Origin of the sequence: Streptococcus sp. 1559, assembly GCF_013276735.1 — a bacterium.
GTDB classification, from domain to species: Bacteria; Bacillota; Bacilli; order Lactobacillales; family Streptococcaceae; genus Streptococcus; species Streptococcus pseudopneumoniae.
The window spans coordinates 1-24,823 of record NZ_VMLO01000069.1 but is presented as its reverse complement, the minus strand read 5'-3'; the positions used below and the strand labels follow the sequence as shown (position 1 = coordinate 24,823).

Below are 24,823 nucleotides of genomic sequence, written 5' to 3'. Positions count from 1 at the left end.
GATTTTCATTGAGTATTACCGTATTTTCTAGAGACAACTAGTATGTTTCTAGTAAGCACTGTAAAGGTCTTGAAAAAGAAAGGAACTATCATGTCAGTATTAGAAATCAAAGATCTTCACGTTGAGATTGAAGGAAAAGAAATTTTAAAAGGGGTGAACCTGACCCTGAAAACAGGAGAAATTGCCGCTATCATGGGACCAAATGGTACAGGTAAATCGACTCTTTCTGCCGCTATCATGGGAAATCCAAACTATGAAGTAACCAAAGGTGAAGTTTTGTTTGATGGCGTAAACATCCTTGAGTTGGAAGTGGATGAGCGTGCGCGTATGGGACTTTTCCTTGCTATGCAATACCCATCTGAAATTCCTGGAATTACCAATGCTGAGTTTCTTCGTGCCGCTATGAATGCTGGTAAAGAAGATGATGAAAAGATTTCAGTTCGTGAGTTTATCACTAAGTTGGACGAGAAAATGGAATTGCTCAACATGAAAGAAGAAATGGCTGAACGTTATCTCAATGAAGGTTTCTCTGGTGGTGAGAAAAAACGAAATGAAATTCTTCAACTTTTGATGTTGGAACCAACTTTTGCCCTTTTGGATGAGATTGACTCTGGTCTTGATATTGACGCTCTTAAAGTCGTATCAAAAGGTGTCAATGCTATGCGTGGTGAAGGCTTTGGTGCTATGATTATCACTCACTACCAACGTCTTTTGAACTACATCACACCAGACGTGGTACACGTCATGATGGAAGGTCGTGTTGTCCTTTCTGGTGGTCCAGAATTGGCTGCGCGTTTGGAGCGTGAAGGATACGCAAAACTAGCTGAAGAACTTGGCTACGACTACAAGGAAGAATTGTAATTCCCTCGTATCTTTTAGGAGAAGTAAATGACTAAAGAAAATATTAAACTTTTTTCAGAAATGCACGCTGAACCAAGCTGGTTGGCTGACCTCCGTCAAAAAGCTTTTGACAAGATTGAGACTTTGGAATTACCAGTTATTGAGCGTGTCAAATTCCACCGTTGGAATCTGGGTGATGGAACGATTACAGAAAGCGAGCCATCAGTAAATGTTCCAGATTTCACAACTTTAGATAACCACTTGAAGTTGGTGCAAGTAGGAACGCAAACTGTTTTTGAGCAAATTCCAGTTGAGTTGGCTCAACAGGGTGTCGTCTTTACAGACTTCCATTCAGCTTTAGAAGAAATTCCAGAGCTTGTTGAGGAATTATTCATGTCATCTGTCAAGTATGACGATGATAAGTTGGCAGCCTACCATACAGCTTATTTCAATAGTGGTGCTGTCCTCTATATTCCTGATAATGTTGAGATTAAAGAACCAATCGAAGGTATTTTCTACCAAGACAGCGATAGCGATGTACCGTTTAACAAGCATATTATGATTATCGCTGGTAAAAATTCTAAGATTAGTTATCTGGAGCGTTTAGAGTCACGTGGTGAAGGAAGTACAAAAGCAACTGCAAACATCACTGTCGAAGTGATTGCACGTTCTGGTGCTCAAGTGAAGTTTGCTGCGATTGACCGTCTAGGTGAAAACGTCACTGCTTACATTAGCCGTCGTGGTAAATTAGGCAACGATGCAAGTATTGACTGGGCGATTGGTGTCATGAACGAAGGGAATGTTGTTGCTGACTTTGATAGCGACTTGATTGGAAATGGTAGCCATGCAGATCTCAAGGTTGTAGCTCTTTCAAGTGGCCGTCAGGTACAAGGGATTGATACTCGTGTAACCAACTATGGTTGCAACTCAATTGGAAATATCCTTCAACATGGGGTTATTCTTGAAAAAGCAACTTTGACTTTCAATGGTATCGGTCACATCATCAAGGGTGCTAAGGGAGCAGATGCGCAACAAGAAAGTCGTGTTCTCATGCTTTCAGACCAAGCGCGTTCAGATGCTAACCCAATTCTTTTGATTGACGAAAATGATGTTACTGCAGGACACGCGGCTTCTATCGGTCAGGTGGATCCAGAAGATATGTACTACCTCATGAGCCGTGGCTTGGATAAGGCAACTGCAGAACGTTTGGTTGTCCGTGGTTTCCTTGGCTCCGTTATCGTTGAGATTCCAGTCAAGGAAGTTCGTGATGAAATGATTGCGACTATCGAAGAAAAATTGTCAAAACGCTAAGGGGTAGCCTATGTTAGATGTAGAAGCGATTCGCAAGGATTTTCCAATTTTAGACCAGATTGTCAACGATGAGCCATTGGTCTATTTAGACAATGCTGCAACGACACAAAAACCACTAGCTGTTCTTGAAACGATTAACCGCTACTATGAGAAGGACAATGCCAATGTTCACCGTGGTGTTCATACCTTGGCAGAAAGGGCGACAGCTTCTTATGAGGCGGCTCGTGAAACCATTCGTAAGTTTATCAATGCAGACTCTACAAAGGAAGTTCTCTTTACCAGAGGAACGACAACCAGTCTTAACTGGGTAGCTCGCTTTGCTGAGGAGATTCTGACTGAGGGAGATCAAGTTTTGATTTCTGTCATGGAACACCATTCCAATATCATTCCATGGCAGGAAGCCTGCCGTAAGACTGGGGCAGAGCTTGTCTATGTTTATCTCAGGGACGGTGCCTTGGATATGGATGACTTGCGAGTTAAATTGACTGATAAGGTGAAATTTGTCTCCCTAGCTCATGCCTCAAATGTTCTTGGAGTGGTTAATCCTATCAAGGAAATCACTCAAATAGCCCACCAAGTTGGAGCCATCATGGTGGTGGATGGTGCTCAATCTACGCCTCATATGAAGATTGATGTTCAGGACTTGGATGTGGACTTCTTTGCCTTTTCAGGTCACAAGATGGCTGGTCCGACTGGGATAGGTGTCCTTTACGGCAAAGAAAAGTATCTGGAGCAAATGTCTCCAATAGAATTTGGCGGCGAGATGATTGATTTCGTCTACGAACAATCGGCTAGTTGGAAGGAATTGCCTTGGAAATTCGAGGCTGGAACTCCTAACATGGCAGGTGCTATCGGACTGGCAGCAGCAGTGGATTATCTGGAAAAGATTGGTATGGATGCCATCGAAGCCCATGAACAGGAACTGATTGCATATGTCTATCCAAAATTACAGGCGATTGAAGGACTGACCATTTATGGTTCACAGGACTTGGCTCAACGTTCAGGTGTCATTGCTTTTAACCTAGGCGACCTTCATCCTCACGACCTTGCAACGGCTTTGGATTATGAAGGTGTGGCAGTTCGTGCGGGTCACCACTGTGCGCAACCCTTGCTCCAGTATTTGGATGTTCCAGCAACAGCTCGTGCAAGTTTTTATATCTACAATACCAAGGCAGATTGCGACAAGCTAGTCGATGCCTTACAAAAGACAAAGGAGTTTTTCAATGGCACTTTCTAAACTAGATAGCCTTTATATGGCAGTGATAGCGGACCATTCGAAAAATCCACATCACCAAGGGAAGTTAGAAGACGCTGAACAAATCAGTCTCAACAATCCTACCTGTGGGGATGTCATCAATCTCTCCGTCAAGTTTGATGCAGATGACCGCTTGGAGGATATCGCTTTTCTAAACTCAGGTTGTACCATCTCGACTGCCTCTGCAAGCATGATGACGGACGCAGTTTTAGGAAAAACCAAACAAGAAATTTTAGAACTTGCGACAATTTTTTCTGAAATGGTTCAAGGACAAAAAGATGACCGCCAAGACCAACTAGGTGATGCAGCCTTCTTGTCAGGTGTTGCAAAATTTCCACAACGGATTAAGTGTGCGACCTTGGCTTGGACTGCCCTTAAGAAAACAATTGAAAATCAAGAAAAACAATAAGACAAGTTTCTTTTGTCTTATGAATCAGTAGAAATGAAGAATGAAAGAAAGGATATTATGGCTGAAGAAAGAGTAGAACCAAAACCAATTGACCTTGGTGAATATAAATTTGGTTTCCATGATGATGTAGAGCCTGTCCTATCGACAGGAAAAGGATTGAATGAAGATGTCATTCGTGAACTATCAGCTGCCAAGGGAGAACCTGAGTGGATGTTAGAGTTCCGTTTGAAGTCTTACGAAACCTTTAAAAAAATGCCCATGCAAACTTGGGGAGCAGACTTGTCAGAGATTGACTTTGATGACTTGATCTACTACCAAAAACCATCTGATAAACCAGCTCGTTCATGGGATGACGTTCCTGAAAAGATTAAAGAAACCTTTGAACGTATTGGTATACCAGAAGCTGAGCGTGCTTATCTAGCTGGTGCCTCTGCCCAGTATGAGTCAGAAGTGGTTTACCACAACATGAAGGAAGAGTTCCAGAAATTGGGGATTATCTTTACAGATACGGATTCTGCCCTCAAGGAATACCCAGACTTGTTTAAACAATACTTTGCGAAGTTGGTACCGCCAACAGATAACAAGTTGGCAGCCCTCAACTCAGCAGTATGGTCAGGTGGAACCTTTATCTACGTACCAAAAGGGGTCAAGGTAGATATTCCTCTTCAAACTTACTTCCGTATCAACAACGAAAATACAGGTCAGTTTGAACGTACCTTGATTATCGTTGATGAAGGAGCAAGTGTCCATTACGTAGAAGGATGTACAGCACCGACTTATTCAAGCAACAGCTTGCACGCTGCCATTGTCGAAATCTTTGCCTTGGATGGAGCTTATATGCGTTATACAACCATCCAAAACTGGTCTGATAACGTTTATAACTTGGTAACGAAACGTGCTAAAGCCTTGAAAGATGCGACTGTTGAGTGGATTGATGGAAACTTGGGTGCCAAAACAACCATGAAATACCCATCTGTTTGCCTAGATGGAGAAGGGGCGCGTGGTACTATGCTTTCTATTGCCTTTGCTAATGCAGGGCAACACCAGGACACTGGTGCCAAGATGATTCACAATGCTCCACATACCAGTTCGTCTATCGTGTCTAAATCCATCGCTAAAGGCGGAGGAAAGGTTGACTACCGTGGTCAAGTAACCTTTAACAAGAACTCTAAGAAATCTGTTTCTCACATTGAATGTGATACCATTATCATGGATGACTTGTCGGCATCAGATACTATTCCATTTAATGAAATCCACAATTCGCAAGTTGCTTTGGAACACGAAGCTAAGGTTTCTAAGATTTCAGAAGAACAACTCTATTACCTCATGAGTCGTGGATTGTCAGAATCAGAAGCGACAGAAATGATTGTTATGGGATTTGTGGAGCCCTTCACAAAAGAGCTTCCAATGGAGTATGCTGTTGAGCTGAACCGCTTGATTAGCTATGAGATGGAAGGGTCAGTTGGGTAAAATTTGATTTTAGATATACTCAAAATCAAGGACTTTGATACTATTCGAAAATCAAAGTGTAAACCACGTCAGCTTTATCTACAACCTCAAAGCGGTGCTTTGAGTAACCTACGGCTAGCTTCCTAGTTTACTCTTTGATTTTCATTGAGCATTAGATCTACTCAAAATCAAGAACTTTGAAGATGAATTTGTAATAAAAAAAATCGCGGTTTAAATCGCGATTTTTTTATAATTTCTCGTTAACAAAGCGGACAAACTGATTCCACCAAACTTTTAAGAAGAAGGCTTTTTCCATTTTCTTGTCTGCAACCATTTCGAAACTAGGGCGCTCTGTGGTGATGTAACCTTGACCAATCAAGTCCTTGTCTTCGTAAGTCAAATGGCCAACCACTGTTCCAGCTTCAAGTGGTGCTGGGATTGCTTTGGAATCAGGTGTGAATTGAACAGATTGGGAAGATTGATTCCCAACACGTTCAATTAGATAGATATCCTCTGGGGCCACTGCAGTGACCGTATCTTCTTTTCCATCTTGTACAGGGGTTTTGCTATCTTGATAGGCATCGCCTTGCTGAACGATTTTGCGAAGTGTAAATGTAGAAGAAATATAATCCATTAGTGAAGATGTAGCTGTAAACCGAGCGTAAGGATTATTGTCTTGATGGTCTGCATTTAAAACAACTGTGATGACTCTCATGCCTTTTTCGACAGTAGTACCAACAAAAGACTCTCCAGCCTTATCTGTTGTTCCTGTTTTCAGTCCATCAAAACCACCACGGTAAGCAGGCATACCTTCTAACATGTAGTTGGTTGAAGTGATTGTTATCCCATCAAAAGTAGAAGAAGGTTTTTTGGTGATTTCCAAAACTTGTGGGTATTTTTTGATGAGGTTGCGGGCAACGATAGCGACATCATAAGCACTGAGCTTGTTTTCATCATCTTTTTTTGAGCCCGGGTAAATATTATCTCCTAGAGTCTCGTTGTTCAGACCAGTTGTATTGACAACAGTGGCATCTTTGATTCCCCATTCCAAGAGTTTTGCTCGCATCATATCAACGAAGTTTTTTTCAGAGCCAGCAATTTTCTCAGCTAGGGCAATAGCGGCGCTGTTGGCACTAGATACCAGAGTTGCTTCAAGCAACTCTTCGACAGTATAATTACGGGCCTCCATAGGAACATTACTGGCTTCAGAATTTGTCGTCAATTGATAAGGATAATCAGAAATATCTACAGGAGTGGAGAGGGTAATACTTCCCTTTTCCAAAGCTTCATAGACCAGATAAACAGTAATCAATTTTGTTATGGAAGCAATTTCGACAGGTTGCGTTGCATCCTTCTCATAGAGAATTTTACCAGTATTTGCCTCAACAGCAATGGCATGTTTTGCAGCAATATTAAAATCTTGAGCAGCAACAGTAGAAGCACCTCCTAAAAAGGAGACAGTTAATAAAGTTAACAATATTTTTTTCATAGTAGTCTTATTCTATCATAAAGAAAAAAAATATTCTTGCTTTAATAATTCATCCGTTAAGCTTTTTGAAAATATGGTAAAATAGAGTGAGGGAGGTAACTCATGTTTCGTAGAAATAAATTATTTTTTTGGACCACAGAAATTTTACTCTTAACCATCATCTTTTACCTATGGAGACAGATGGGGTCTTTGATTAACCCTTTTGTTAGCGTGCTTAATACAATTATGATTCCATTTTTATTAGGGGGCTTTCTTTATTATTTGACAAACCCTATTGTTACTTTCTTAAATAAAGTCTGTAAACTCAATTGTTTACTTGGTATTTTAATTACCTTGTGTGCTTTGGTCTGGGGAATGGTCATAGGTGTTGTCTATCTCTTACCTATTTTGATTAATCAGTTATCTAGCTTGATTATATCTAGTCAAACTATTTATAGTCGAGTACAAGACTTAATCATAGACTTATCTAATTATCCTGCGCTCCAGAATTTGGATGTAGAAGCTACAATTCAGCAGTTAAACTTATCCTATGTTGATATTCTTCAAAAGATCCTAAATAGCGTATCAAATAGTGTGGGGAGCGTCTTGTCAGCTCTTATCAGTACTGTTTTGATTTTGATTATGACTCCAGTTTTTTTGGTTTATTTCTTACTAGATGGACATAAATTCTTGCCCATGCTTGAAAGAACGGTTCTAAAGAGGGATCGCTTGCATATTGCAGGCTTATTAAAGAATTTAAATGCGACGATTGCTCGCTATATTAGTGGAGTTTCGATTGACGCAATCATTATAGGTTGTTTAGCTTATATTGGCTATAGTATTATTGGTTTAAAATATGCTTTAGTTTTTGCTATTTTTTCTGGTGTAGCCAATTTAATTCCTTATGTGGGGCCAAGTATTGGTTTGATTCCTATGATCATCGCAAATATATTCACTGATCCCCATAGAATGCTGATTGCAGTGATTTATATGCTTGTTGTTCAGCAGGTAGATGGCAATATATTATATCCTAGAATCGTAGGAAGTGTTATGAAGGTTCATCCAATCACGATTTTGGTTTTACTTTTGTTGTCAAGCAATATCTATGGTGTAGTTGGAATGATTGTCGCAGTGCCAACCTATTCTATCTTAAAAGAAATTTCTAAGTTCTTATCCCGTTTGTATGAAAATCATAAAATCATGAAAGAACGAGAAAGAGAATTAGCTAAGTAAAAGTCAGGAGAACCCTGATTTTTATTTACTGGAAGTGACCTTTAGATTAGAAGATTGAAAATAAGTTAAAGTCCTAAACTAATTTTCACAGCTAAGAATAGTAGAAGTTAATCTGATAAAAATCGAAAAAACCAGTGGAATTCCGTGTCAGGGTAAGTTCCACTGGTTTTCATAGTCTATTAAAGTTCGAATGAAACCTATTTATAGTAGATTGAAACTAGAATAGTACACCTCTAATTCTAAAACATTGTTAGAAATCGGTTTGACTGTCCTGATCTATTCGTCCTATTCTTATTTCATTTTACTATATTTTGGTGCAATAAGTGAAAAGTAGTCCGAATAATATAAGGATTGATTTTATTGTTTTTAAACTCAAATGAATTGAAACAAAGAGAGTAGGAAAATTCTCATCTGAAAGTATTTTAGAATAATTCTCTTCGTGAATTTCTTCAAAACAGATAGCTTCATCTTAGGTATGTGTTAATTGGATTTCGTAAGTTCTATTCATAATCGTAAAGTTATGCACTGAGAAAGTTGTAGTTAGTATCCCAGTTTGCTAAATTTCTCGAATAGTATCTTTTTTAGGTATGTGATTTCTTTTTGCATTTTTGTGTTAGATAAGGTATAATAGTTTTATTGTCTTTTGGGGTCGTTACGGATTCGACAGGCATTATGAGGCATATTTTGCGACTCGTGTGGCGACGTAAACGCTCAGTTAAATATAACTGCAAAAAATAACACTTCTTACGCTCTAGCTGCCTAAAAACCAGCAGGCGTGACCCGATTTGGATTGCTCGTGTTCAATGACAGGTCTTATTATTAGCGAGATACGATTGAGTCTTGTCTAGCGGCTTGATAAGAGATTGATAGACTCGCAGTTTCTAGGCTTGAGTTATGTGTCGAGGGGCTGTTAAACTAATACATAACCTATGGTTGTAGACAAATATGTTGGCAGGTGTTTGGACGTGGGTTCGACTCCCACCGGCTCCATTATTCCTTTGCATTCCTTGGTAAAACGTTGTTAAATCAACGTTTTTTGTTTTTGTCTTTGGTATTCCTTTGCATTCTTTTGCTAAAAAAGGAGTCACAAACAGAGCCTAAAACAGACCCTATTTTTAAAAAAGGGATACAAAAAAAGGATACAACATTTGTTGCATCCTAGAAATCTATGTACTTCGTAAAGCGTTCTCCGATTCGAGTATTCCTCTGCATGCTTTAGTAAATATAGGATTTTTTGTAGTTACTTCCCTAATTGGACCTCTAATTGTTCTTTATCTGAGAAGTTCAAAATGTTAATACCATACTCTTGTAGAGCGATTTGATGGTCATCTTTGATATTATTATACCCTTCATCGCTTACAATGATATACAACTGTTCTGTATCTCCATATTCTTTTCTACGGTATTCAGATGTATCTAACCAACTAGCTAAGATAGTATCAACTTGTTGTTTGGTTATGTTATTGTGAACTCTGGCTATTTTTGAAATACCTTTACTCATAAACACAAAATTAAAGCGGTGTTCTAAACGAGATTTACCTGCAATTGAGAAAGCTGGAAAGACTGTGTAATGCTCATTTTTCATGAAGTAAGATTTAACATCGTCTAAAAATTGAGATTTAATATTGTTAGGTGTTAGCTGAATAAAGTCATAAACATTCATCAGCAATTGTGTCATATCATGTATGACTTGTCCTAGATGTTCTTTACCAGTCGTTCGTTCGATTGCTCCATCGTGTAAATCAAATCCATTAAAGTGGAGAAGTGAGTTAAAGATGTCTTGACGTCGCCCTTTTTTTGTAACATCAATATTATTAATGGATAAATTCCAGATAGTATAACCATCATCTGTAACTGTCAAATGTTTTCCATTGCTTTTTATTGAGAAACCAATAGCTTCACCTAATGGGTCTATAAAAGGAGTAATCACTTCAGTATGAGTATCAGTCACATCGTTAAAAACAGCGTTTTCTTTTATGTAATTTAGATAGGTATTTTTGATATCAGTAGCATTCATGATATTCTCCTTTCTTTATAGGGTGATTATAACAAATCCTCTTGTATATTAATTGCTATATTTTCAGGATTGTTCACATTGGTATAGTCAAGCAAATTATCAAGCATATTCAGGAAGTCATCAGTGTTAAGAATATCTTCATAAGGTAGTGGATAGGCTTTGTAATGAGTTGTTTCATCCCCTTTTTGATAATACTCTTCTTCAGAGAAGATGTTAACTCGATTGCCCCAAACTTTCTCGCCGTTTGCGTTCTTATGGAATTTATTATTTAGATTGATTCGTAAGAGAGTATAGTTGTGTTGAGTTTCCCTTAGATGAAAAACTTTGCTTGTAGTGCTGTAGAAGTAGTTCAAAATAAATCTAGTATCATGCTTGCAAACAAGGTCAATAGTACCTGAACTGCGATTCGTAAGAGTTCGATTGTGTTTATTAGCAATTGCTTTAATTATTTTTATGAGAGCTTTAGCTTCACTATCTGTCAGAAGTAACTCTTTCATATCTTTCCTTTCTACTTTATCTACATTCTAGAGAGTGGAAATCTGAAATGTAGATCAGACAGCGATCCTTCCGTATGCATCTGGTTTCTTAAAGAGAGCTATGATGCCTTGGAAAAGTGCAATAATAGCAGGTATTCCTGTTAAAGATAAAATCAGAAAAAGGAAACCTTTTCCGTTATATCCTGCGTAAAAATGATGTATACCCAATCCGCCTAAGAATAAAGCAAGAATAACATAAACCCACTTATTAACATAATGTACACCCGTAGCGATTTCTTGAGTGTGAACAACTTGTGACTGATTTTGCACAGCGTTGTTTTCATTGACAATGTTAATATTAATTTTGTCGTCTTTTTTATCTTCAACTTTCATGATAATAATCTCACCATCTACTTTATGAATTTCAACTTCGTCACCTAATTTTGGAACAAAATTTAATTCAGATGGATTTATTTTTAAGTACTCTTCATTATGTGAGATTACAACCTCTGCTCCTGTAACTTTAACAACTTTTGACATTTTGTTCTTCCCTTCATTTTACACTCTATAGAATTTCATAATAAGTTTTGATATTTAATTTATCTGTTTTTATAAGTAAAGTATATCAAAAAAAGAACGAAAAGAAAATCTTTTATGGTTTAGTTAAAAAGTAAGAGTTTAAGAAACTGGATTAATTAAACTTGAAGTATTTGAGATTTTGTCTTTTACTGTTTGTAAAATAGTATGAGATAAGAAGGGAGTGGAAAGAATTCATACTCTCTCTAGAACTTGTATATTGAAACGATGTGGAGATTGTAAAGAAATTACAAAATACCCAAAAACTAAGATAGAAATACAAAGTTTTAGGGTATCATGTATTAGATCTGTTTTTCCACGGAAGACATGGGATTCGAACCCACGCACGCTATTACACGCCTACCGCGTTTCCAACACGGCCTCTTAAGCCTCTTGAGTAATCTTCCAATACTTACTTAAATAGTCTACCATAAAGGTCCTTATCTTGCAATAAAAATTCTGTAAATAAGAAAAATGACAGAATTTGAAGGAAAATGATAAAAAATGCTTGACTTTGAAAAAAAGTATGATAGAATGAATGGTGTAAACGATAACAGGAGGTGATTCAGTGTTAAAAACAGAGCGTAAGCAACTGATTTTAGAGGAGTTAAATCAACATCATGTAGTTTCTCTTGAAAAATTAGTTAGTTTGCTAGAAACGTCAGAATCAACGGTTCGAAGAGACTTGGATGAGTTGGAAGCGGAAAACAAGCTTCGTCGCGTGCATGGTGGAGCAGAATTGCCCCATTCCTTGCAAGAAGAAGAAACCATTCAAGAAAAATCTGTCAAAAACCTTCAAGAAAAGAAGTTGCTGGCTCAGAAGGCAGCCTCTCTCATTAAAGAAAAAGATGTCATCTTTATCGATGCTGGAACAACAACTGCTTTTTTGATTCATGAATTGGTCAATAAGAATGTTACAGTTGTGACCAACTCCATTCACCATGCCGCTCAGTTGGTTGAAAAGCAGATTCCAACTGTCATGGTTGGAGGAAACGTCAAGACGGCGACAGATGCTAGTATCGGGGGCGTTGCTCTTAACCAGATTAACCAATTGCACTTTGACCGTGCCTTTATCGGAATGAATGGTGTTGACGATGGCTATTATACGACTCCTGATATGGAGGAGGGAGCTGTGAAAAGAGCTATTTTGGAGAATGCCAAGCAGACCTACGTCTTGGTGGATTCGTCAAAAATTGGACAAACTTGCTTTGCCAAGGTAGCACCACTCAAACGCGCTATCGTTATCACAAGTCAAGGGCATGAGCTCTTGCAGGCTATTAAGGAGAAAACGGAGGTAATAGAAGTATGATTTATACAGTCACACTCAATCCATCCATTGACTATATTGTCCGTTTGGACCAAGTCCAAGTCGGTAGTGTCAATCGTATGGACAGTGATGATAAGTTTGCTGGTGGGAAAGGAATCAATGTCAGTCGTGTCTTGAAACGTTTGGATATACCAAATACAGCGACGGGATTTATCGGAGGTTTTACTGGTAAATTTATCACAGATACTTTGGTTGATGAAGAAATCGAGACACGTTTTGTCCAAGTGGCAGAAGATACTCGTATCAATGTCAAGATTAAAGCAGACCAAGAAACAGAAATCAACGGAAGGGGTCCAACTGTTGAACCAGCCCAGCTAGAAGAGTTGAAAGCTATTTTATCGAGTCTGACAGCAGAAGATACAGTTGTCTTTGCAGGTTCAAGTGCTAAAAATCTAGGCAATGTTATCTATAAGGATTTGATTGCCTTGACGCGTCAGACGGGTGCGCAAGTGGTTTGTGACTTTGAAGGACAGACCTTGATTGATAGTTTGGACTACCAGCCGCTTTTGGTCAAACCAAACAATCATGAACTTGGAACGATTTTTGGGGTTAAACTCGAAAGTTTGGATCAAATTGAGAAATACGCTCGAGAATTGCTGGCTAAAGGTGCTCAAAATGTTATTATCTCTATGGCTGGTGATGGTGCCCTTCTTGTCACATCTGGGGGAGCTTACTTTGCTAAACCAATCAAGGGAACAGTGAAAAATTCAGTCGGAGCTGGTGATTCAATGGTTGCCGGATTCACAGGTGAATTTGTCAAATCCAAAGACGCAGTAGAAGCCTTCAAATGGGGAGTGGCTTGCGGAACGGCAACCACCTTCTCAGATGATTTGGCAACGGCGGAATTTATTAAAGGAACATATGAAAAAGTTGAGGTAGAAAAACGATGAAAATTCAAGACTTATTGAGAAAAGATGTCATGTTGCTGGATTTGCAGGCAACTGAAAAAACAGCTGTCATCGACGAGATGATTAAAAATTTGACAGACCACGGTTATGTAACAGATTTTGAAACTTTTAAAGAAGGCATTTTGGCGCGTGAAGCCTTGACTTCTACTGGTTTGGGTGACGGTATCGCAATGCCTCACAGCAAAAACGCTGCTGTCAAAGAAGCGACAGTTCTATTTGCTAAGTCAAATAAGGGTGTTGACTACGAGAGCTTGGATGGACAAGCAACTGACCTCTTCTTCATGATTGCAGCTCCAGAAGGTGCCAATGATACTCACTTGGCAGCCTTGGCAGAATTGTCTCAATACTTGATGAAAGACGGTTTTGCAGACAAACTTCGTCAAGCAACATCTGCAGACCAAGTTATCGAACTTTTTGACCAAGCTTCAGAAAAAACTGAGGAACTTGTTCAAGCACCTGCCAATAACTCTGGTGACTTTATCGTGGCTGTTACAGCTTGTACGACAGGTATTGCCCACACTTACATGGCCCAAGAAGCCCTTCAAAAAGTGGCTGCTGAAATGGGGGTTGGTATCAAGGTCGAAACCAACGGTGCCAGCGGTGTTGGGAACCAACTAACATCAGAGGACATCCGTAAGGCTAAAGCTGTTATCATCGCAGCAGACAAGGCAGTTGAAATGGATCGTTTCGATGGCAAACCATTGATCAATCGTCCAGTTGCTGACGGTATCCGTAAAACAGAAGAGCTGATTAACTTGGCTCTTTCTGGGGATGCTGAAATCTACCGTGCCGCTAATGGTGCCAAAGCCGCAACAGCCTCTAACGAAAAACAAAGCCTTGGTGGTGCCTTCTACAAACACTTGATGAGTGGTGTATCTCAAATGTTGCCATTCGTTATTGGTGGTGGTATCATGATTGCCCTTGCCTTCTTGATTGACGGTGCTTTGGGCGTTCCAAATGAAAACCTTGGTAATCTTGGTTCCTACCATGAACTAGCTTCTATGTTCATGAAAATTGGTGGAGCTGCCTTTGGTTTGATGCTTCCAGTCTTTGCAGGTTATGTTGCCTATTCTATTGCTGAAAAACCAGGTTTGGTAGCTGGTTTCGTGGCTGGTGCTATTGCCAAAGAAGGGTTTGCCTTTGGTAAGATCCCTTATGCCGCAGGTGGTGAAGCAACTTCAACTCTTGCAGGTGTATCATCTGGTTTCCTAGGTGCCCTTGTGGGAGGATTTATCGCAGGTGCATTGGTTCTTGCTATCAAGAAATACGTTAAAGTTCCTCGTTCACTTGAAGGTGCTAAATCAATCCTTCTCTTGCCACTTCTTGGAACGATCTTGACTGGATTTGTCATGCTAGCTGTGAATATCCCGATGGCGGCAATCAACACTGCTATGAATGACTTCCTAGGCGGTCTTGGAGGCGGTTCAGCTGTCCTTCTTGGTATCGTCCTTGGTGGAATGATGGCTGTTGACATGGGTGGACCAGTTAACAAAGCGGCTTATGTCTTTGGTACAGGTACGCTTGCAGCGACTGTTTCTTCAGGTGGTTCTGTAGCCATGGCAGCAGTTATGGCTGGAGGAATGGTGCCACCACTTGCAATCTTTGTCGCAACGCTTCTTTTCAAAGATAAATTTACCAAGGAAGAACGCAACTCTGGTTTGACGAATATCATCATGGGCTTGTCATTTATCACTGAGGGAGCGATTCCGTTTGGTGCAGCTGACCCAGCTCGTGCGATTCCAAGTTTCATTCTTGGTTCAGCAGTAGCAGGAGGTCTCGTTGGTCTTACTGGTATCAAACTCATGGCGCCACACGGAGGAATCTTCGTTATTGCCCTTACTTCAAATGCCCTCCTTTACCTCGTTGCTGTCTTGGTAGGAGCAATCGTAAGTGGTGTGGTTTATGGTTACCTACGCAAACCACAAGCATAAAAATTAGATAGAAAATAAAAAGATTGGACCGTTTGGTGCAGTCTTTTTTAAAGAATTTGACAAACAAGTTTTTGAATGATATTCTAAAATAAAACTCATAGAAATGAAAAAACATAATGAGAGTATTTTAAATGAATATAATTGAATTTATTCTGGATTTGGATTGGAAGAAGATAGTAGAATCAATTTTATCAGCTCTATTAGCTTCTGGAATAATCGGTGGTTTTGGTTACTTAGTGACGAAAAAAATTACAAGAGATTTTCGTATTGCAGAAGAAATGAAATCGTATGGATTTAAAGGTGTAGTGGCAAAGAAAAAGCATTCGACTAGAGAGATTAAAAAGTTATGTAAAAATACTAAAAGATTGGATTTACTTTTTATATCAGGTATTGATTTTTTTTCGGAAAATAGAACTGTATTAGAGAATGCTATGAATAATGGAATGAAAATTCGTTTTTTGTGTTCTCAGATCTATACCAATTTTTTATCAGATTTAGAGAAACTTGAGGATAAAGAAGGGTTGCGAAAGTCTGACACAAATATTAGTATCGAAATTGAAGATGTGACTAAAAAATATAGTAAATATGTAGAAAGTGGACAAATGGAAATTCGCTATTATTCAACACAATATCGTTTGCCGTTTATGTTGGTTTATAAAAAAAAGAAAAATATGAAGATGACAAAGGCTTTTTTAAGAGTTACTCTGCCTCCATATAATTGGGAGACCAATTTTGTGTTGATAGGTGAACGTAAAACTACTAAAAAAGATGACTTTTTTAAAACTAATAATGATGAAATAGATTTCATTTCTATGATGGAAAAACATTTCGATTGTGTTTGGGAAGTTGCGGATAGGGAAATAGATAGAAAACAAGAAATAAAAAATACAAATTTCGAAGTGAAATCTTAAAAATCTAAACTTTGAGACTTTGCTTATTTAAATATAATAACAATTACTTTGAATATAATCATGATAAAGAAGATTGGACCGTTTGGTGCAGTCTTTTTCTCTTTCCGAAATGCCTGTGAAATATGGTATAATAGAAAAATGGCAAACAAGAATACAAGTAAAACAAGACGGAGACCGTCTAAAGCAGAACTCGAGAGAAAAGAAGCGATTCAACGGATGTTGATTTCGTTGGGAATCGCGATTTTATTGATTTTCGCAGCTTTTAAATTAGGAGCTGCAGGTATCACTCTTTACAATTTAATTCGCTTGTTGGTGGGTAGTCTAGCTTATCTGGCAATATTTGCCCTATTGATCTATCTCTTCTTTTTCAAGTGGATACGAAAACAGGAAGGACTCTTATCAGGATTTTTCACCATATTTGCTGGCTTGCTCTTGATTTTTGAGGCCTACTTGGTTTGGAAATATGGTTTGGATAAGTCCGTTCTAAAAGGAACCATGGCTCAGGTTGTGACGGATTTGACTGGTTTTCGAACGACCAGTTTTGCTGGAGGGGGCTTGATTGGGGTCGCTCTTTATATGCCAATCGCCTTTCTCTTTTCAAATATCGGCACTTACTTTATTGGTTCTATCTTGATTTTAGTGGGTGCCCTCCTAGTCAGTCCTTGGTCTGTTTATGATATTGCTGAATTTTTCAGTCGAGGATTTGCCAAATGGTGGGAAGGGCATGAGCGTCGAAAAGAGGAACGCTTTGTCAAACAAGAAGAAAAAGCTCGCCAAAAGGATGAGAAAGAGGCTAGATTAGAACAAGAAGAGACCGAAAAAGCCTTACTCGATTTGCCTCCTGTTGATATGGAAACGGGTGAAATTCTGACAGCAGATGTTGTGCTTGACGTTCCTCCTGTTCCAGAAGAAGAGTGGGTGGAACCAGAAATCATCCTGCCTCAAGCTGAACTTGAATTCCCTGAGCAGGAAGATGGCTCTGATGACGAAGATGTTCAGGTTGATTTTTCAGCCAAAGAAGCCCTTGAATACAAACTTCCAAGTTTACAACTCTTTGCACCAGATAAACCCAAAGACCAGTCTAAAGAAAAGAAAATCGTCCGAGAAAACATCAAAATCTTAGAGGAAACCTTTGCTAGCTTTGGTATTAAGGTAACAGTTGAACGGGCCGAAATTGGGCCATCAGTGACCAAGTATGAAGTCAAGCCTGCAGTGGGTGTACGGGTCAACCGCATTTCCAATCTTGCAGATGACCTCGCTCTAGCCTTGGCGGCCAAGGATGTCCGAATTGAAGCACCTATCCCTGGGAAATCCCTAGTCGGTATCGAAGTACCCAACTCTGAGATTGCGACAGTTTCTTTCCGCGAACTATGGGAACAATCTCAAACGAAAGCAGAAAATCTCTTGGAAATTCCTTTAGGTAAGGCTGTTAATGGCACCGCAAGAGCATTTGACCTTTCTAAAATGCCCCACTTGCTCGTCGCAGGTTCAACTGGTTCTGGGAAGTCAGTAGCTGTTAACGGCATTATCGCCAGCATCCTCATGAAGGCGAGACCCGATCAAGTTAAATTTATGATGGTGGATCCCAAGATGGTTGAGTTGTCTGTTTACAATGACATTCCCCACCTCTTGATTCCAGTAGTGACCAATCCACGTAAGGCCAGCAAGGCTCTGCAAAAGGTTGTGGATGAGATGGAAAACCGTTATGAACTCTTTGCCAAGGTGGGAGTTCGTAATATTGCAGGCTTTAATGCCAAGGTAGAAGAGTTTAATGCTCAGTCTGAGTACAAGCAGATTCCACTACCACTTATTGTTGTGATTGTGGATGAGTTGGCTGACCTCATGATGGTAGCAAGCAAGGAAGTGGAAGATGCTATCATCCGTCTAGGACAGAAGGCGCGGGCTGCAGGTATCCACATGATTCTTGCAACCCAGCGTCCATCCGTTGATGTCATCTCTGGTCTGATCAAGGCTAATGTCCCATCTCGTGTAGCATTTGCGGTTTCATCAGGAACAGACTCCCGTACGATTTTGGATGAAAATGGAGCAGAAAAACTTCTTGGTCGAGGAGACATGCTCTTTAAACCGATTGATGAAAATCATCCAGTTCGTCTCCAAGGCTCCTTTATCTCGGATGACGATGTTGAGCGCATTGTGAACTTCATCAAGGCTCAGGCAGATGCGGACTACGATGAGAGTTTTGATCCGGGAGAAGTTTCTGAAAATGACGGAGAATTTTCAGATGGTGAATCTGGTGGTGATCCGCTCTTTGAAGAAGCTAAAGCTCTAGTCATTGAGACCCAGAAAGCCAGTGCATCTATGATTCAGCGTCGTTTATCAGTTGGATTTAACCGTGCGACCCGTCTCATGGAAGAGCTTGAGATGGCAGGTGTCATTGGTCCAGCTGAAGGTACCAAGCCAAGAAAAGTTTTACAACAATAAAAAAATAGCTTCTTTCCAAATTTGGAAGGAGCTATTTTATTGGCTATTGATTACTTTTATACTCTTCGAAAATCTCTTCAAACCACGTCAGCTTCGCCTTACCGTATATATGNNACAGTGTTTTGAGCAGCTTACGGCTAGCTTCCTAGTTTGTTCTTTGATTTTCATTGAGTATTATTTTCTGAAGTTGGAGTATTGGACTGTTTTTCATTATCAGCGGCAGGTTTACTTGGAGTAGGAGCAGGAGTAGAAGAATCCTGAGTTGCTGTTTTCTGCTCTTCTTTTTTCTCTTCCTTGCCGCTAGATTTTGGCGTTTCCTCTTGTTGTTTTTTTTCTTGACTAGTATTATTTTCCTTATTGGGACTAGTATTTTCCTGAGGGGATTCCTTTTGAATTTCTTTGACAATGGTTGTCGTCGGTGTTGTCGTCGGTTCTTTTTTGGTATTTTTATTATTATCCAAGGCATTCATAATCGTGATAGTCGCAGTAATCAAGCCGAGGATACTAGCGATAGTAGTAATGGTTTTTTGAAAAACAGTAAAGCCTTTTTTGATATGTTCTGTTTTTGGTTTTGAAGTTCTACGATAGTTAGACATACATTCTCTCCTTTGATTAAAATTTATTATACCGCATTTCTTTAAAAAAAATCTTAAAAAAAGAGGAATTGCCCTTTCTTGTCGCAGGCTCCGTTTCATGATACAATAGAAGGAGTGATTTTAGAAAGCGTGAGAAAACATGATTTACTTTGATAATTCGGCGACGACCAAGCCTTATCCTGAAGCCCTTGAAACCTATATGCAGGTGACTTCAAAAATTTTAGGAAATCCATCTAGTCTCCATCGTTTGGGAGACCAGGCAACACGAATCTTAGATGCTTCTCGCCAACAGATTGCAGATTTAATCGGTAAGAAAAGTGATGAAATCTTCTTTACATCTGGTGGGACAGAAGGAGATAACTGGGTCATCAAGGGAGTAGCATTTGAAAAAGCCCAGTTTGGCAAGCACATCATCGTATCAGCCATTGAACATCCGGCAGTTAAGGAATCGGCTCTCTGGCTGAAAAGTCAAGGATTTGAAGTGGATTTTGCTCCAGTTGATGAGAAAGGATTTGTGGACGTCGAGGCCCTAGCAGTTTTGATACGACCTGATACAATCCTCGTTTCCATCATGGCTGTGAACAATGAAATAGGCTCTATCCAACCTATTGAGGCTATTTCAAAACTATTGGCAGACAAGCCAACTATTACTTTCCACGTTGATGCGGTTCAGGCACTTGCTAAGATTACAACTGAAAAATATCTGACAGAACGAGTGGATTTCGCGACTTTCTCTGGTCACAAGTTCCACGGAGTTCGTGGTGTTGGTTTTGTCTATATCAAGTCTGGTAAGAAAATTACGCCACTGTTGACTGGTGGAGGTCAGGAGCGTGATTACCGTTCGACAACTGAAAATGTGGCAGGGATTGCAGCGACAGCCAAGGCTCTCCGTTTATCTATGGAAAAGCTAGATACCTTTAGGAGCAAGACTGGGCAGATGAAGGCAGTGATTCGTCAAGCCCTTCTGGACTATCCAGATATTTTTGTCTTTTCAGATGAGGAAGACTTTGCCCCTCATATCCTGACTTTTGGAATCAAGGGTGTTCGTGGTGAAGTCATCGTTCACGCTTTTGAAGACTATGATATTTTTATCTCAACGACCTCTGCTTGTTCGTCCAAGGCTGGGAAACCTGCAGGAACTCTGATTGCCATAGGAGTAGATAAAGATAAGGCCCAGTCAGCTGTGCGTCTTAGCCTAGACCTTGAAAATGATATGAGTCAGGTCGATCAGTTTTTGACCAAGCTAAAATTAATTTACAACCAAACTAGAAAAGTAAGATAGGAGCATTTATGCAGTATTCAGAAATTATGATTCGCTACGGTGAGCTGTCAACCAAAGGCAAAAACCGTATGCGTTTCATCAATAAACTTCGCAATAATATTTCAGACGTTTTGTCTATCTATCCCCAAGTTAAGGTAAGGGCAGATCGTGACCGTGCCCATGCTTACCTCAATGGAGCTGATTACACAGCAGTAGCAGAATCACTCAAGCAAGTCTTCGGGATTCAAAATTTTTCTCCAGTATATAAGGTTGAAAAATCTGTAGAAGTTTTGAAGTCTTCTGTCCAAGAGATTATGCAGGACATCTACAAGGAAGGCATGACCTTTAAAATCTCTAGCAAGCGTAGCGACCACAACTTTGAACTTGACAGTCGTGAACTCAATCAAACGCTTGGAGGAGCTGTTTTCGAAGCAATTCCAAACGTACAAGCTCAAATGAAAAGTCCTGATATCAATCTCCAAGTGGAGATTCGAGAAGAGGCAGCCTACCTTTCTTATGAAACCATTCGTGGGGCTGGTGGTTTGCCAGTTGGAACTTCAGGTAAAGGGATGCTTATGTTGTCGGGAGGGATTGATTCACCTGTAGCTGGTTATCTAGCGCTTAAGCGTGGGGTAGATATTGAGGCAGTTCACTTTGCCAGCCCACCTTACACCAGTCCTGGAGCCCTTAAAAAAGCCCAAGATTTGACTCGTAAATTGACTAAGTTTGGGGGCAATATCCAGTTTATCGAAGTTCCTTTTACAGAGATTCAAGAGGAAATCAAGGCTAAAGCGCCAGAAGCTTACTTGATGACTCTAACTCGTCGCTTTATGATGCGGATTACCGATCGTATTCGTGAGGTACGAAATGGTTTGGTTATCATCAATGGGGAAAGTCTAGGTCAAGTAGCCAGTCAAACCCTCGAAAGCATGCAGGCTATTAACGCTGTGACCAACACTCCCATCATTCGTCCTGTGGTTACCATGGACAAGTTGGAAATCATCGATATTGCACAAGAAATTGATACCTTTGACATTTCAATCCAGCCTTTTGAAGACTGTTGTACCATTTTTGCACCAGATCGTCCAAAAACAAATCCTAAGATTAAGAATGCAGAGCAGTATGAAGCACGTATGGATGTTGAAGATTTGGTTGAGCGAGCAGTTGCTGGAATCATGATTACTGAGATTACACCTCAAGCTGAAAAAGATGAAGTTGATGACTTGATTGACAATCTGCTCTAATCAGAAAATCCAAAAGAATTTAGAAAATTAAATGAAAAAGTTAGTTTTTAATTCCAAAAATGGAAGCAAAATTAACTTTTTTTCTATAATTGTGATATAATAAAATAAAATTTTGAATATAGAGAGTTTTCTGACAATGAATCATTCCTACTTTTATTTAAAAATGAAAGAACACAAACTCAAGGTTCCTTATACAGGCAAGGAGCGCCGTGTGCGTGTTCTTCTACCTAAAGATTATGAGAAAGATACAGACCGTTCCTATCCTGTTGTTTACTTTCATGACGGGCAAAATGTTTTTTATAGCAAAGAGTCTTTCATTGGACACTCATGGAAGATTATCCCAGCCATCAAACGAAATCCCGATATCAGTCGCATGATTGTAGTTGCTATTGACAATGATGGCATGGGGCGGATGAATGAGTATGCAGCTTGGAAGTTCCAAGAATCTCCTATCCCAGGGCAGCAGTTTGGCGGTAAGGGTGTGGAGTATGCCGAGTTTGTCATGGAGGTGGTCAAGCCTTTTATCGATGAAACTTATCGTACAAAAGCAGACTGCCAGCATACAGCCATGATTGGATCCTCACTAGGAGGGAATATTACCCAGTTTATCGGTTTGGAATACCAAGACCAAATTGGTTGCCTGGGCGTCTTTTCATCTGCAAACTGGCTCCACCAAGAAGCCTTTAACCGCTATATCGAGCGCCAGAAACTATCGCCTGACCAGCGCATCTTCATCTATGTGGGAACGGAAGAAGCAGATGATACAGACAAGACCCTGATGGCTGGTAATATCAAACAAGCCTATATCGACTCGTCGCTTCGCTATTACCATGATTTGATAGCAGGTGGGGTACACTTAGATAATCTGGTCTTAAAAGTTCAGTCTGGTGCCATCCATAGTGAAATCCCTTGGTCGGAGAATTTACCAGACTCTCTGAGATTTTTTGCAGAGAAATGGTAAGTTAGAAAAGGAGAAAGCCAATGCATATTGAAAACCTTAGCCACTGGAGTGGTCACCTTAACCGTGAAATGTACCTCAATCGTTATGGATATGCTGGAATTCCAGTTGTGGTCTTTGCTTCATCAGGTGGCAGTCACAATGAATACTATGATTTTGGCATGATTGACGCCTGTGCTTCCTTTATCGAGGAAGGCCGTGTCCAGTTCTTTACCCTATCCAGTGTGGACAGTGAGAGCTGGTTGGCTACTTGGAAAAATGGTCACGACCAAGCGGAAATGCACCGTGCCTACGAACGTTATGTGATTGAGGAGGCCATTCCTTTTATCAAGCATAAGACAGGTTGGTTTGATGGCATGATGACGACAGGTTGCTCTATGGGAGCCTATCATGCACTCAATTTCTTCCTCCAGCATCCAGATGTCTTTACCAAAGTGATTGCTCTCAGTGGTGTTTACGATGCACGTTTCTTTGTCGGCGATTACTACAACGATGATGCTATTTACCAAAACTCGCCAGTAGATTATATCTGGAACCAGAACGACGGCTGGTTTATTGACCGTTATCGTCAGGCAGAGATTGTGTTGTGTACGGGTCTTGGTGCCTGGGAACAAGATGGCTTGCCATCCTTTTACAAGCTCAAAGAAGCCTTTGACCAGAAACAAATTCCAGCCTGGTTTGCTGAATGGGGACACGATGTCGCCCACGACTGGGAATGGTGGCGCAAACAAATGCCTTATTTCCTCGGTCATCTCTATTTATAAAAGGAGTTACCTATGAATTACCTTGTTATTTCTCCCTATTATCCACAAAACTTTCAACAGTTTACCATTGAACTAGCTAATAAAGGCATCACTGTCTTGGGAATTGGCCAAGAACCATACGAGCAATTGGATGAGCCTTTACGCAATAGCCTGACCGAATATTTCCGTGTTGACAATCTTGAGAACATAGACGAAGTCAAACGAGCAGTTGCTTTTCTCTTTTATAAACATGGCCCGCTTGATCGCATCGAGTCTCATAATGAATACTGGCTTGAGCTGGACGCAGCACTCAGAGAGCAATTTAATGTTTTTGGTGCCAAACCAGAGGATATTAAAAAGACGAAATTTAAGTCTGAAATGAAGAAGCTTTTCAAAAAAGCAGGTGTCCCAGTGGTCCCTGGAGCAGTTATCAAGACGGAAGCAGATGTGGATCAAGCTGTGAAAGAAATTGGTCTTCCAATGATTGCCAAACCTGACAATGGAGTGGGAGCGGCCGCCACCTTTAAGCTTGAGACAGAAGACGATATCAATCACTTCAAGTCTGAGTGGGATCATTCAACTGTTTATTTCTTTGAGAAATTTGTCACCTCTAGCGAAATTTGTACCTTTGATGGTCTTGTGGACAAGGATGGTAAAATTGTCTTCTCAACAACCTTTGATTACGCCTATACACCGCTTGATCTCATGATTTACAAGATGGACAATTCTTATTACGTTCTCAAGGATATGGATCCTAAATTACGTAAATATGGTGAGGCAATTGTCAAGGAATTTGGCATGAAAGAACGGTTCTTCCATATTGAGTTCTTCCGTGAAGGGGATGATTACATCGCCATTGAGTACAATAACCGCCCTGCAGGTGGTTTCACTATTGATGTTTATAACTTTGCTCATTCCTTGGACCTCTACCGAGGCTATGCGGCGATTGTAGCAGGAGAAGAGTTCCCAGCGTCAGAATTTGAACCGCAGTATTGTTTGGCTACTTCTCGCCGTGCAAATGCTCACTATGTTTATTCTGAGGAGGACTTGCTTGCCAAATACAGTCAGCAGTTCAAGGTTAAAAAAATCATGCCAGCGGCCTTTGCGGAACTTCAAGGAGATTACCTGTATATGTTGACAACTCCTAGCCGACAAGAAATGGAGCAGATGATTAAGGACTTTGGTCAGCGTCAGGCTTAAGAGACTATCGGATTAAGGAAATTCACTCCCTTAATCCTTTTGTTTTGTCTGATAAAAAATAAGAGCATCCTAACAAGGTAGCTATCATAAAACTTGTTCGATAACTATTTGAAGCAGGATTAGGTGGTCAGAAATTGAATTTTAATATTTCAATTGAGTCATAGTATTATGTTTTTGTATCCTTAAATCAGCTAAAAGGATTCATGACGACACCTATATGATATAGTTTTCAAGATACCAAACAAGTCTATTAATACTCAATGAAAAT

The 24,823-nt window shown here is 39.9% G+C and carries 21 protein-coding genes, 1 tRNA gene and 1 other RNA gene; 17 read left to right on the top strand and 6 right to left on the bottom strand.

The window, feature by feature from the left end:
* Positions 1–90 precede the first annotated feature (90 nt).
* Genes sufC through sufB form a run of 5 tightly spaced genes read left to right on the top strand, consistent with a single transcriptional unit; the run spans position 91 to position 5,285 of the window.
* Entirely contained in the window at positions 91–861 is a 771-nt protein-coding gene (sufC, locus tag HT688_RS08680; protein WP_000114489.1) for a Fe-S cluster assembly ATPase SufC, read from the top strand.
* Positions 862–888: 27 nt separating this feature from the next.
* Positions 889–2,151: a Fe-S cluster assembly protein SufD gene (sufD, locus tag HT688_RS08675; protein ID WP_101514360.1), complete on the top strand. Its 1,263-nt coding sequence runs from the start codon at positions 889–891 to the stop codon at positions 2,149–2,151.
* 10 nt (positions 2,152–2,161) lie between these two features.
* Positions 2,162–3,388, top strand: coding sequence for a cysteine desulfurase (locus HT688_RS08670; RefSeq protein WP_050222944.1), 1,227 nt, complete (start codon positions 2,162–2,164; stop codon positions 3,386–3,388).
* Positions 3,375–3,815, top strand: coding sequence for a Fe-S cluster assembly sulfur transfer protein SufU (gene sufU / locus HT688_RS08665; RefSeq protein ID WP_172923701.1), 441 nt, complete (start codon positions 3,375–3,377; stop codon positions 3,813–3,815). The genes HT688_RS08670 and sufU overlap by 14 nt, the downstream gene beginning before the upstream one ends.
* Before the next feature lie 57 nt (positions 3,816–3,872).
* Positions 3,873–5,285 carry a Fe-S cluster assembly protein SufB gene (gene sufB / locus HT688_RS08660; RefSeq protein WP_050222946.1) on the top strand — a complete coding sequence of 471 codons (1,413 nt, stop codon included), beginning with the start codon at positions 3,873–3,875 and terminating at the stop codon, positions 5,283–5,285.
* Positions 5,286–5,511: 226 nt separating this feature from the next.
* On the opposite strand, the gene pbp3 is transcribed toward sufB, so the two are convergent.
* Positions 5,512–6,753, bottom strand: coding sequence for a D-alanyl-D-alanine carboxypeptidase PBP3 (gene pbp3 / locus HT688_RS08655; protein ID WP_050222947.1), 1,242 nt, complete (start codon positions 6,751–6,753; stop codon positions 5,512–5,514).
* A 102-nt stretch (positions 6,754–6,855) separates the two neighbouring features.
* On the opposite strand from pbp3, the gene cozE reads away from it, so the two are divergent.
* Both cozE and ssrA read left to right on the top strand, forming a co-directional pair.
* Positions 6,856–7,965, top strand: coding sequence for a cell elongation protein CozE (gene cozE, locus HT688_RS08650; RefSeq protein WP_172923700.1), 1,110 nt, complete (start codon positions 6,856–6,858; stop codon positions 7,963–7,965).
* Positions 7,966–8,610: 645 nt separating this feature from the next.
* Positions 8,611–8,958, top strand: a transfer-messenger RNA (tmRNA) gene (gene ssrA, locus HT688_RS08645).
* A 247-nt stretch (positions 8,959–9,205) separates the two neighbouring features.
* Here ssrA and HT688_RS08640 read toward each other — a convergent pair.
* The 4 genes from HT688_RS08640 to HT688_RS08625 form a co-directional block, all read right to left on the bottom strand.
* On the bottom strand, positions 9,206–9,982 hold the full coding sequence (locus tag HT688_RS08640) for a DUF1828 domain-containing protein (protein ID WP_050222948.1): 777 nt from the start codon (positions 9,980–9,982) through the stop codon (positions 9,206–9,208).
* A gap of 26 nt (positions 9,983–10,008) precedes the next feature.
* Positions 10,009–10,479, bottom strand: coding sequence for a DUF6978 family protein (locus HT688_RS08635; RefSeq protein ID WP_050222949.1), 471 nt, complete (start codon positions 10,477–10,479; stop codon positions 10,009–10,011).
* Between the two features lie 54 nt (positions 10,480–10,533).
* Complete coding sequence (locus HT688_RS08630; protein WP_023936165.1) at positions 10,534–10,998, bottom strand: TM2 domain-containing protein; 465 nt, start codon at positions 10,996–10,998, stop codon at positions 10,534–10,536.
* Between the two features lie 355 nt (positions 10,999–11,353).
* A tRNA-Ser gene (locus HT688_RS08625) sits at positions 11,354–11,441 on the bottom strand.
* A 161-nt stretch (positions 11,442–11,602) separates the two neighbouring features.
* On the opposite strand from HT688_RS08625, the gene HT688_RS08620 reads away from it, so the two are divergent.
* From HT688_RS08620 to HT688_RS08600, 5 genes are all read left to right on the top strand, one after another.
* Positions 11,603–12,343 (top strand): DeoR/GlpR family DNA-binding transcription regulator, encoded by a 741-nt coding sequence (locus HT688_RS08620; protein WP_000920642.1) that lies wholly within the window; start codon positions 11,603–11,605, stop codon positions 12,341–12,343.
* Positions 12,340–13,251 (top strand): 1-phosphofructokinase, encoded by a 912-nt coding sequence (pfkB, locus tag HT688_RS08615; RefSeq protein WP_050222950.1) that lies wholly within the window; start codon positions 12,340–12,342, stop codon positions 13,249–13,251. Before HT688_RS08620 ends, pfkB begins: the two co-directional genes overlap by 4 nt.
* Positions 13,248–15,200, top strand: a complete 1,953-nt coding sequence (locus tag HT688_RS08610) for a fructose-specific PTS transporter subunit EIIC (protein ID WP_050222951.1) — start codon at positions 13,248–13,250, stop codon at positions 15,198–15,200. The genes pfkB and HT688_RS08610 overlap by 4 nt, the downstream gene beginning before the upstream one ends.
* A 131-nt stretch (positions 15,201–15,331) precedes the next feature.
* Positions 15,332–16,111, top strand: a complete 780-nt coding sequence (locus HT688_RS08605; protein ID WP_001021165.1) for a hypothetical protein — start codon at positions 15,332–15,334, stop codon at positions 16,109–16,111.
* A 138-nt stretch (positions 16,112–16,249) separates the two neighbouring features.
* Entirely contained in the window at positions 16,250–18,553 is a 2,304-nt protein-coding gene (locus HT688_RS08600) for a DNA translocase FtsK (RefSeq protein ID WP_345789457.1), read from the top strand.
* Positions 18,554–18,717: 164 nt separating this feature from the next.
* Here the strand turns inward: HT688_RS08600 and HT688_RS08595 are convergent, their stop codons facing one another.
* Positions 18,718–19,149, bottom strand: a complete 432-nt coding sequence (locus tag HT688_RS08595; RefSeq protein WP_000073923.1) for a DUF6556 family protein — start codon at positions 19,147–19,149, stop codon at positions 18,718–18,720.
* 139 nt (positions 19,150–19,288) lie between these two features.
* Between HT688_RS08595 and HT688_RS08590 the strand changes: the two genes are divergently transcribed.
* The 5 genes from HT688_RS08590 to HT688_RS08570 all read left to right on the top strand — a co-directional run bounded on the left by HT688_RS08590 (position 19,289) and on the right by HT688_RS08570 (position 24,555).
* Positions 19,289–20,431, top strand: coding sequence for a cysteine desulfurase family protein (locus HT688_RS08590; protein ID WP_000638947.1), 1,143 nt, complete (start codon positions 19,289–19,291; stop codon positions 20,429–20,431).
* A gap of 8 nt (positions 20,432–20,439) precedes the next feature.
* Positions 20,440–21,654 carry a tRNA uracil 4-sulfurtransferase ThiI gene (gene thiI, locus HT688_RS08585; protein WP_001200054.1) on the top strand — a complete coding sequence of 405 codons (1,215 nt, stop codon included), beginning with the start codon at positions 20,440–20,442 and terminating at the stop codon, positions 21,652–21,654.
* A gap of 136 nt (positions 21,655–21,790) precedes the next feature.
* Positions 21,791–22,615: an alpha/beta hydrolase gene (locus tag HT688_RS08580; RefSeq protein WP_001016822.1), complete on the top strand. Its 825-nt coding sequence runs from the start codon at positions 21,791–21,793 to the stop codon at positions 22,613–22,615.
* Positions 22,616–22,635: 20 nt separating this feature from the next.
* The gene (locus HT688_RS08575) at positions 22,636–23,376 is read left to right on the top strand and encodes an esterase family protein (RefSeq protein ID WP_000546809.1); all 741 of its coding nucleotides are present in this window, start codon (positions 22,636–22,638) and stop codon (positions 23,374–23,376) included.
* A 12-nt stretch (positions 23,377–23,388) separates the two neighbouring features.
* Positions 23,389–24,555 carry an ATP-grasp domain-containing protein gene (locus HT688_RS08570; protein ID WP_001108623.1) on the top strand — a complete coding sequence of 389 codons (1,167 nt, stop codon included), beginning with the start codon at positions 23,389–23,391 and terminating at the stop codon, positions 24,553–24,555.
* Positions 24,556–24,823 lie beyond the last annotated feature (268 nt).

Excerpts from the sequence above, each read along its gene's own strand:
- sufC (WP_000114489.1), top strand. The coding sequence starts at position 91 with ATGTCAGTATTAGAAATCAAAGATCTTCACGTTGAGATTGAAGGAAAA.
- pbp3 (WP_050222947.1), bottom strand. The coding sequence starts at position 6,753 with ATGAAAAAAATATTGTTAACTTTATTAACTGTCTCCTTTTTAGGAGGT.
- sufU (WP_172923701.1), top strand. The coding sequence starts at position 3,375 with ATGGCACTTTCTAAACTAGATAGCCTTTATATGGCAGTGATAGCGGAC.
- sufB (WP_050222946.1), top strand. The coding sequence starts at position 3,873 with ATGGCTGAAGAAAGAGTAGAACCAAAACCAATTGACCTTGGTGAATAT.
- HT688_RS08575 (WP_000546809.1), top strand. The coding sequence starts at position 22,636 with ATGCATATTGAAAACCTTAGCCACTGGAGTGGTCACCTTAACCGTGAA.
- HT688_RS08600 (WP_345789457.1), top strand. The coding sequence starts at position 16,250 with ATGGCAAACAAGAATACAAGTAAAACAAGACGGAGACCGTCTAAAGCA.
- sufD (WP_101514360.1), top strand. The coding sequence starts at position 889 with ATGACTAAAGAAAATATTAAACTTTTTTCAGAAATGCACGCTGAACCA.
- HT688_RS08640 (WP_050222948.1), bottom strand. The coding sequence starts at position 9,982 with ATGAATGCTACTGATATCAAAAATACCTATCTAAATTACATAAAAGAA.
- HT688_RS08670 (WP_050222944.1), top strand. The coding sequence starts at position 2,162 with ATGTTAGATGTAGAAGCGATTCGCAAGGATTTTCCAATTTTAGACCAG.
- HT688_RS08580 (WP_001016822.1), top strand. The coding sequence starts at position 21,791 with ATGAATCATTCCTACTTTTATTTAAAAATGAAAGAACACAAACTCAAG.
- thiI (WP_001200054.1), top strand. The coding sequence starts at position 20,440 with ATGCAGTATTCAGAAATTATGATTCGCTACGGTGAGCTGTCAACCAAA.
- HT688_RS08635 (WP_050222949.1), bottom strand. The coding sequence starts at position 10,479 with ATGAAAGAGTTACTTCTGACAGATAGTGAAGCTAAAGCTCTCATAAAA.
- HT688_RS08605 (WP_001021165.1), top strand. The coding sequence starts at position 15,332 with ATGAATATAATTGAATTTATTCTGGATTTGGATTGGAAGAAGATAGTA.
- HT688_RS08590 (WP_000638947.1), top strand. The coding sequence starts at position 19,289 with ATGATTTACTTTGATAATTCGGCGACGACCAAGCCTTATCCTGAAGCC.
- pfkB (WP_050222950.1), top strand. The coding sequence starts at position 12,340 with ATGATTTATACAGTCACACTCAATCCATCCATTGACTATATTGTCCGT.
- HT688_RS08570 (WP_001108623.1), top strand. The coding sequence starts at position 23,389 with ATGAATTACCTTGTTATTTCTCCCTATTATCCACAAAACTTTCAACAG.
- cozE (WP_172923700.1), top strand. The coding sequence starts at position 6,856 with ATGTTTCGTAGAAATAAATTATTTTTTTGGACCACAGAAATTTTACTC.
- HT688_RS08595 (WP_000073923.1), bottom strand. The coding sequence starts at position 19,149 with ATGTCTAACTATCGTAGAACTTCAAAACCAAAAACAGAACATATCAAA.
- HT688_RS08610 (WP_050222951.1), top strand. The coding sequence starts at position 13,248 with ATGAAAATTCAAGACTTATTGAGAAAAGATGTCATGTTGCTGGATTTG.
- HT688_RS08630 (WP_023936165.1), bottom strand. The coding sequence starts at position 10,998 with ATGTCAAAAGTTGTTAAAGTTACAGGAGCAGAGGTTGTAATCTCACAT.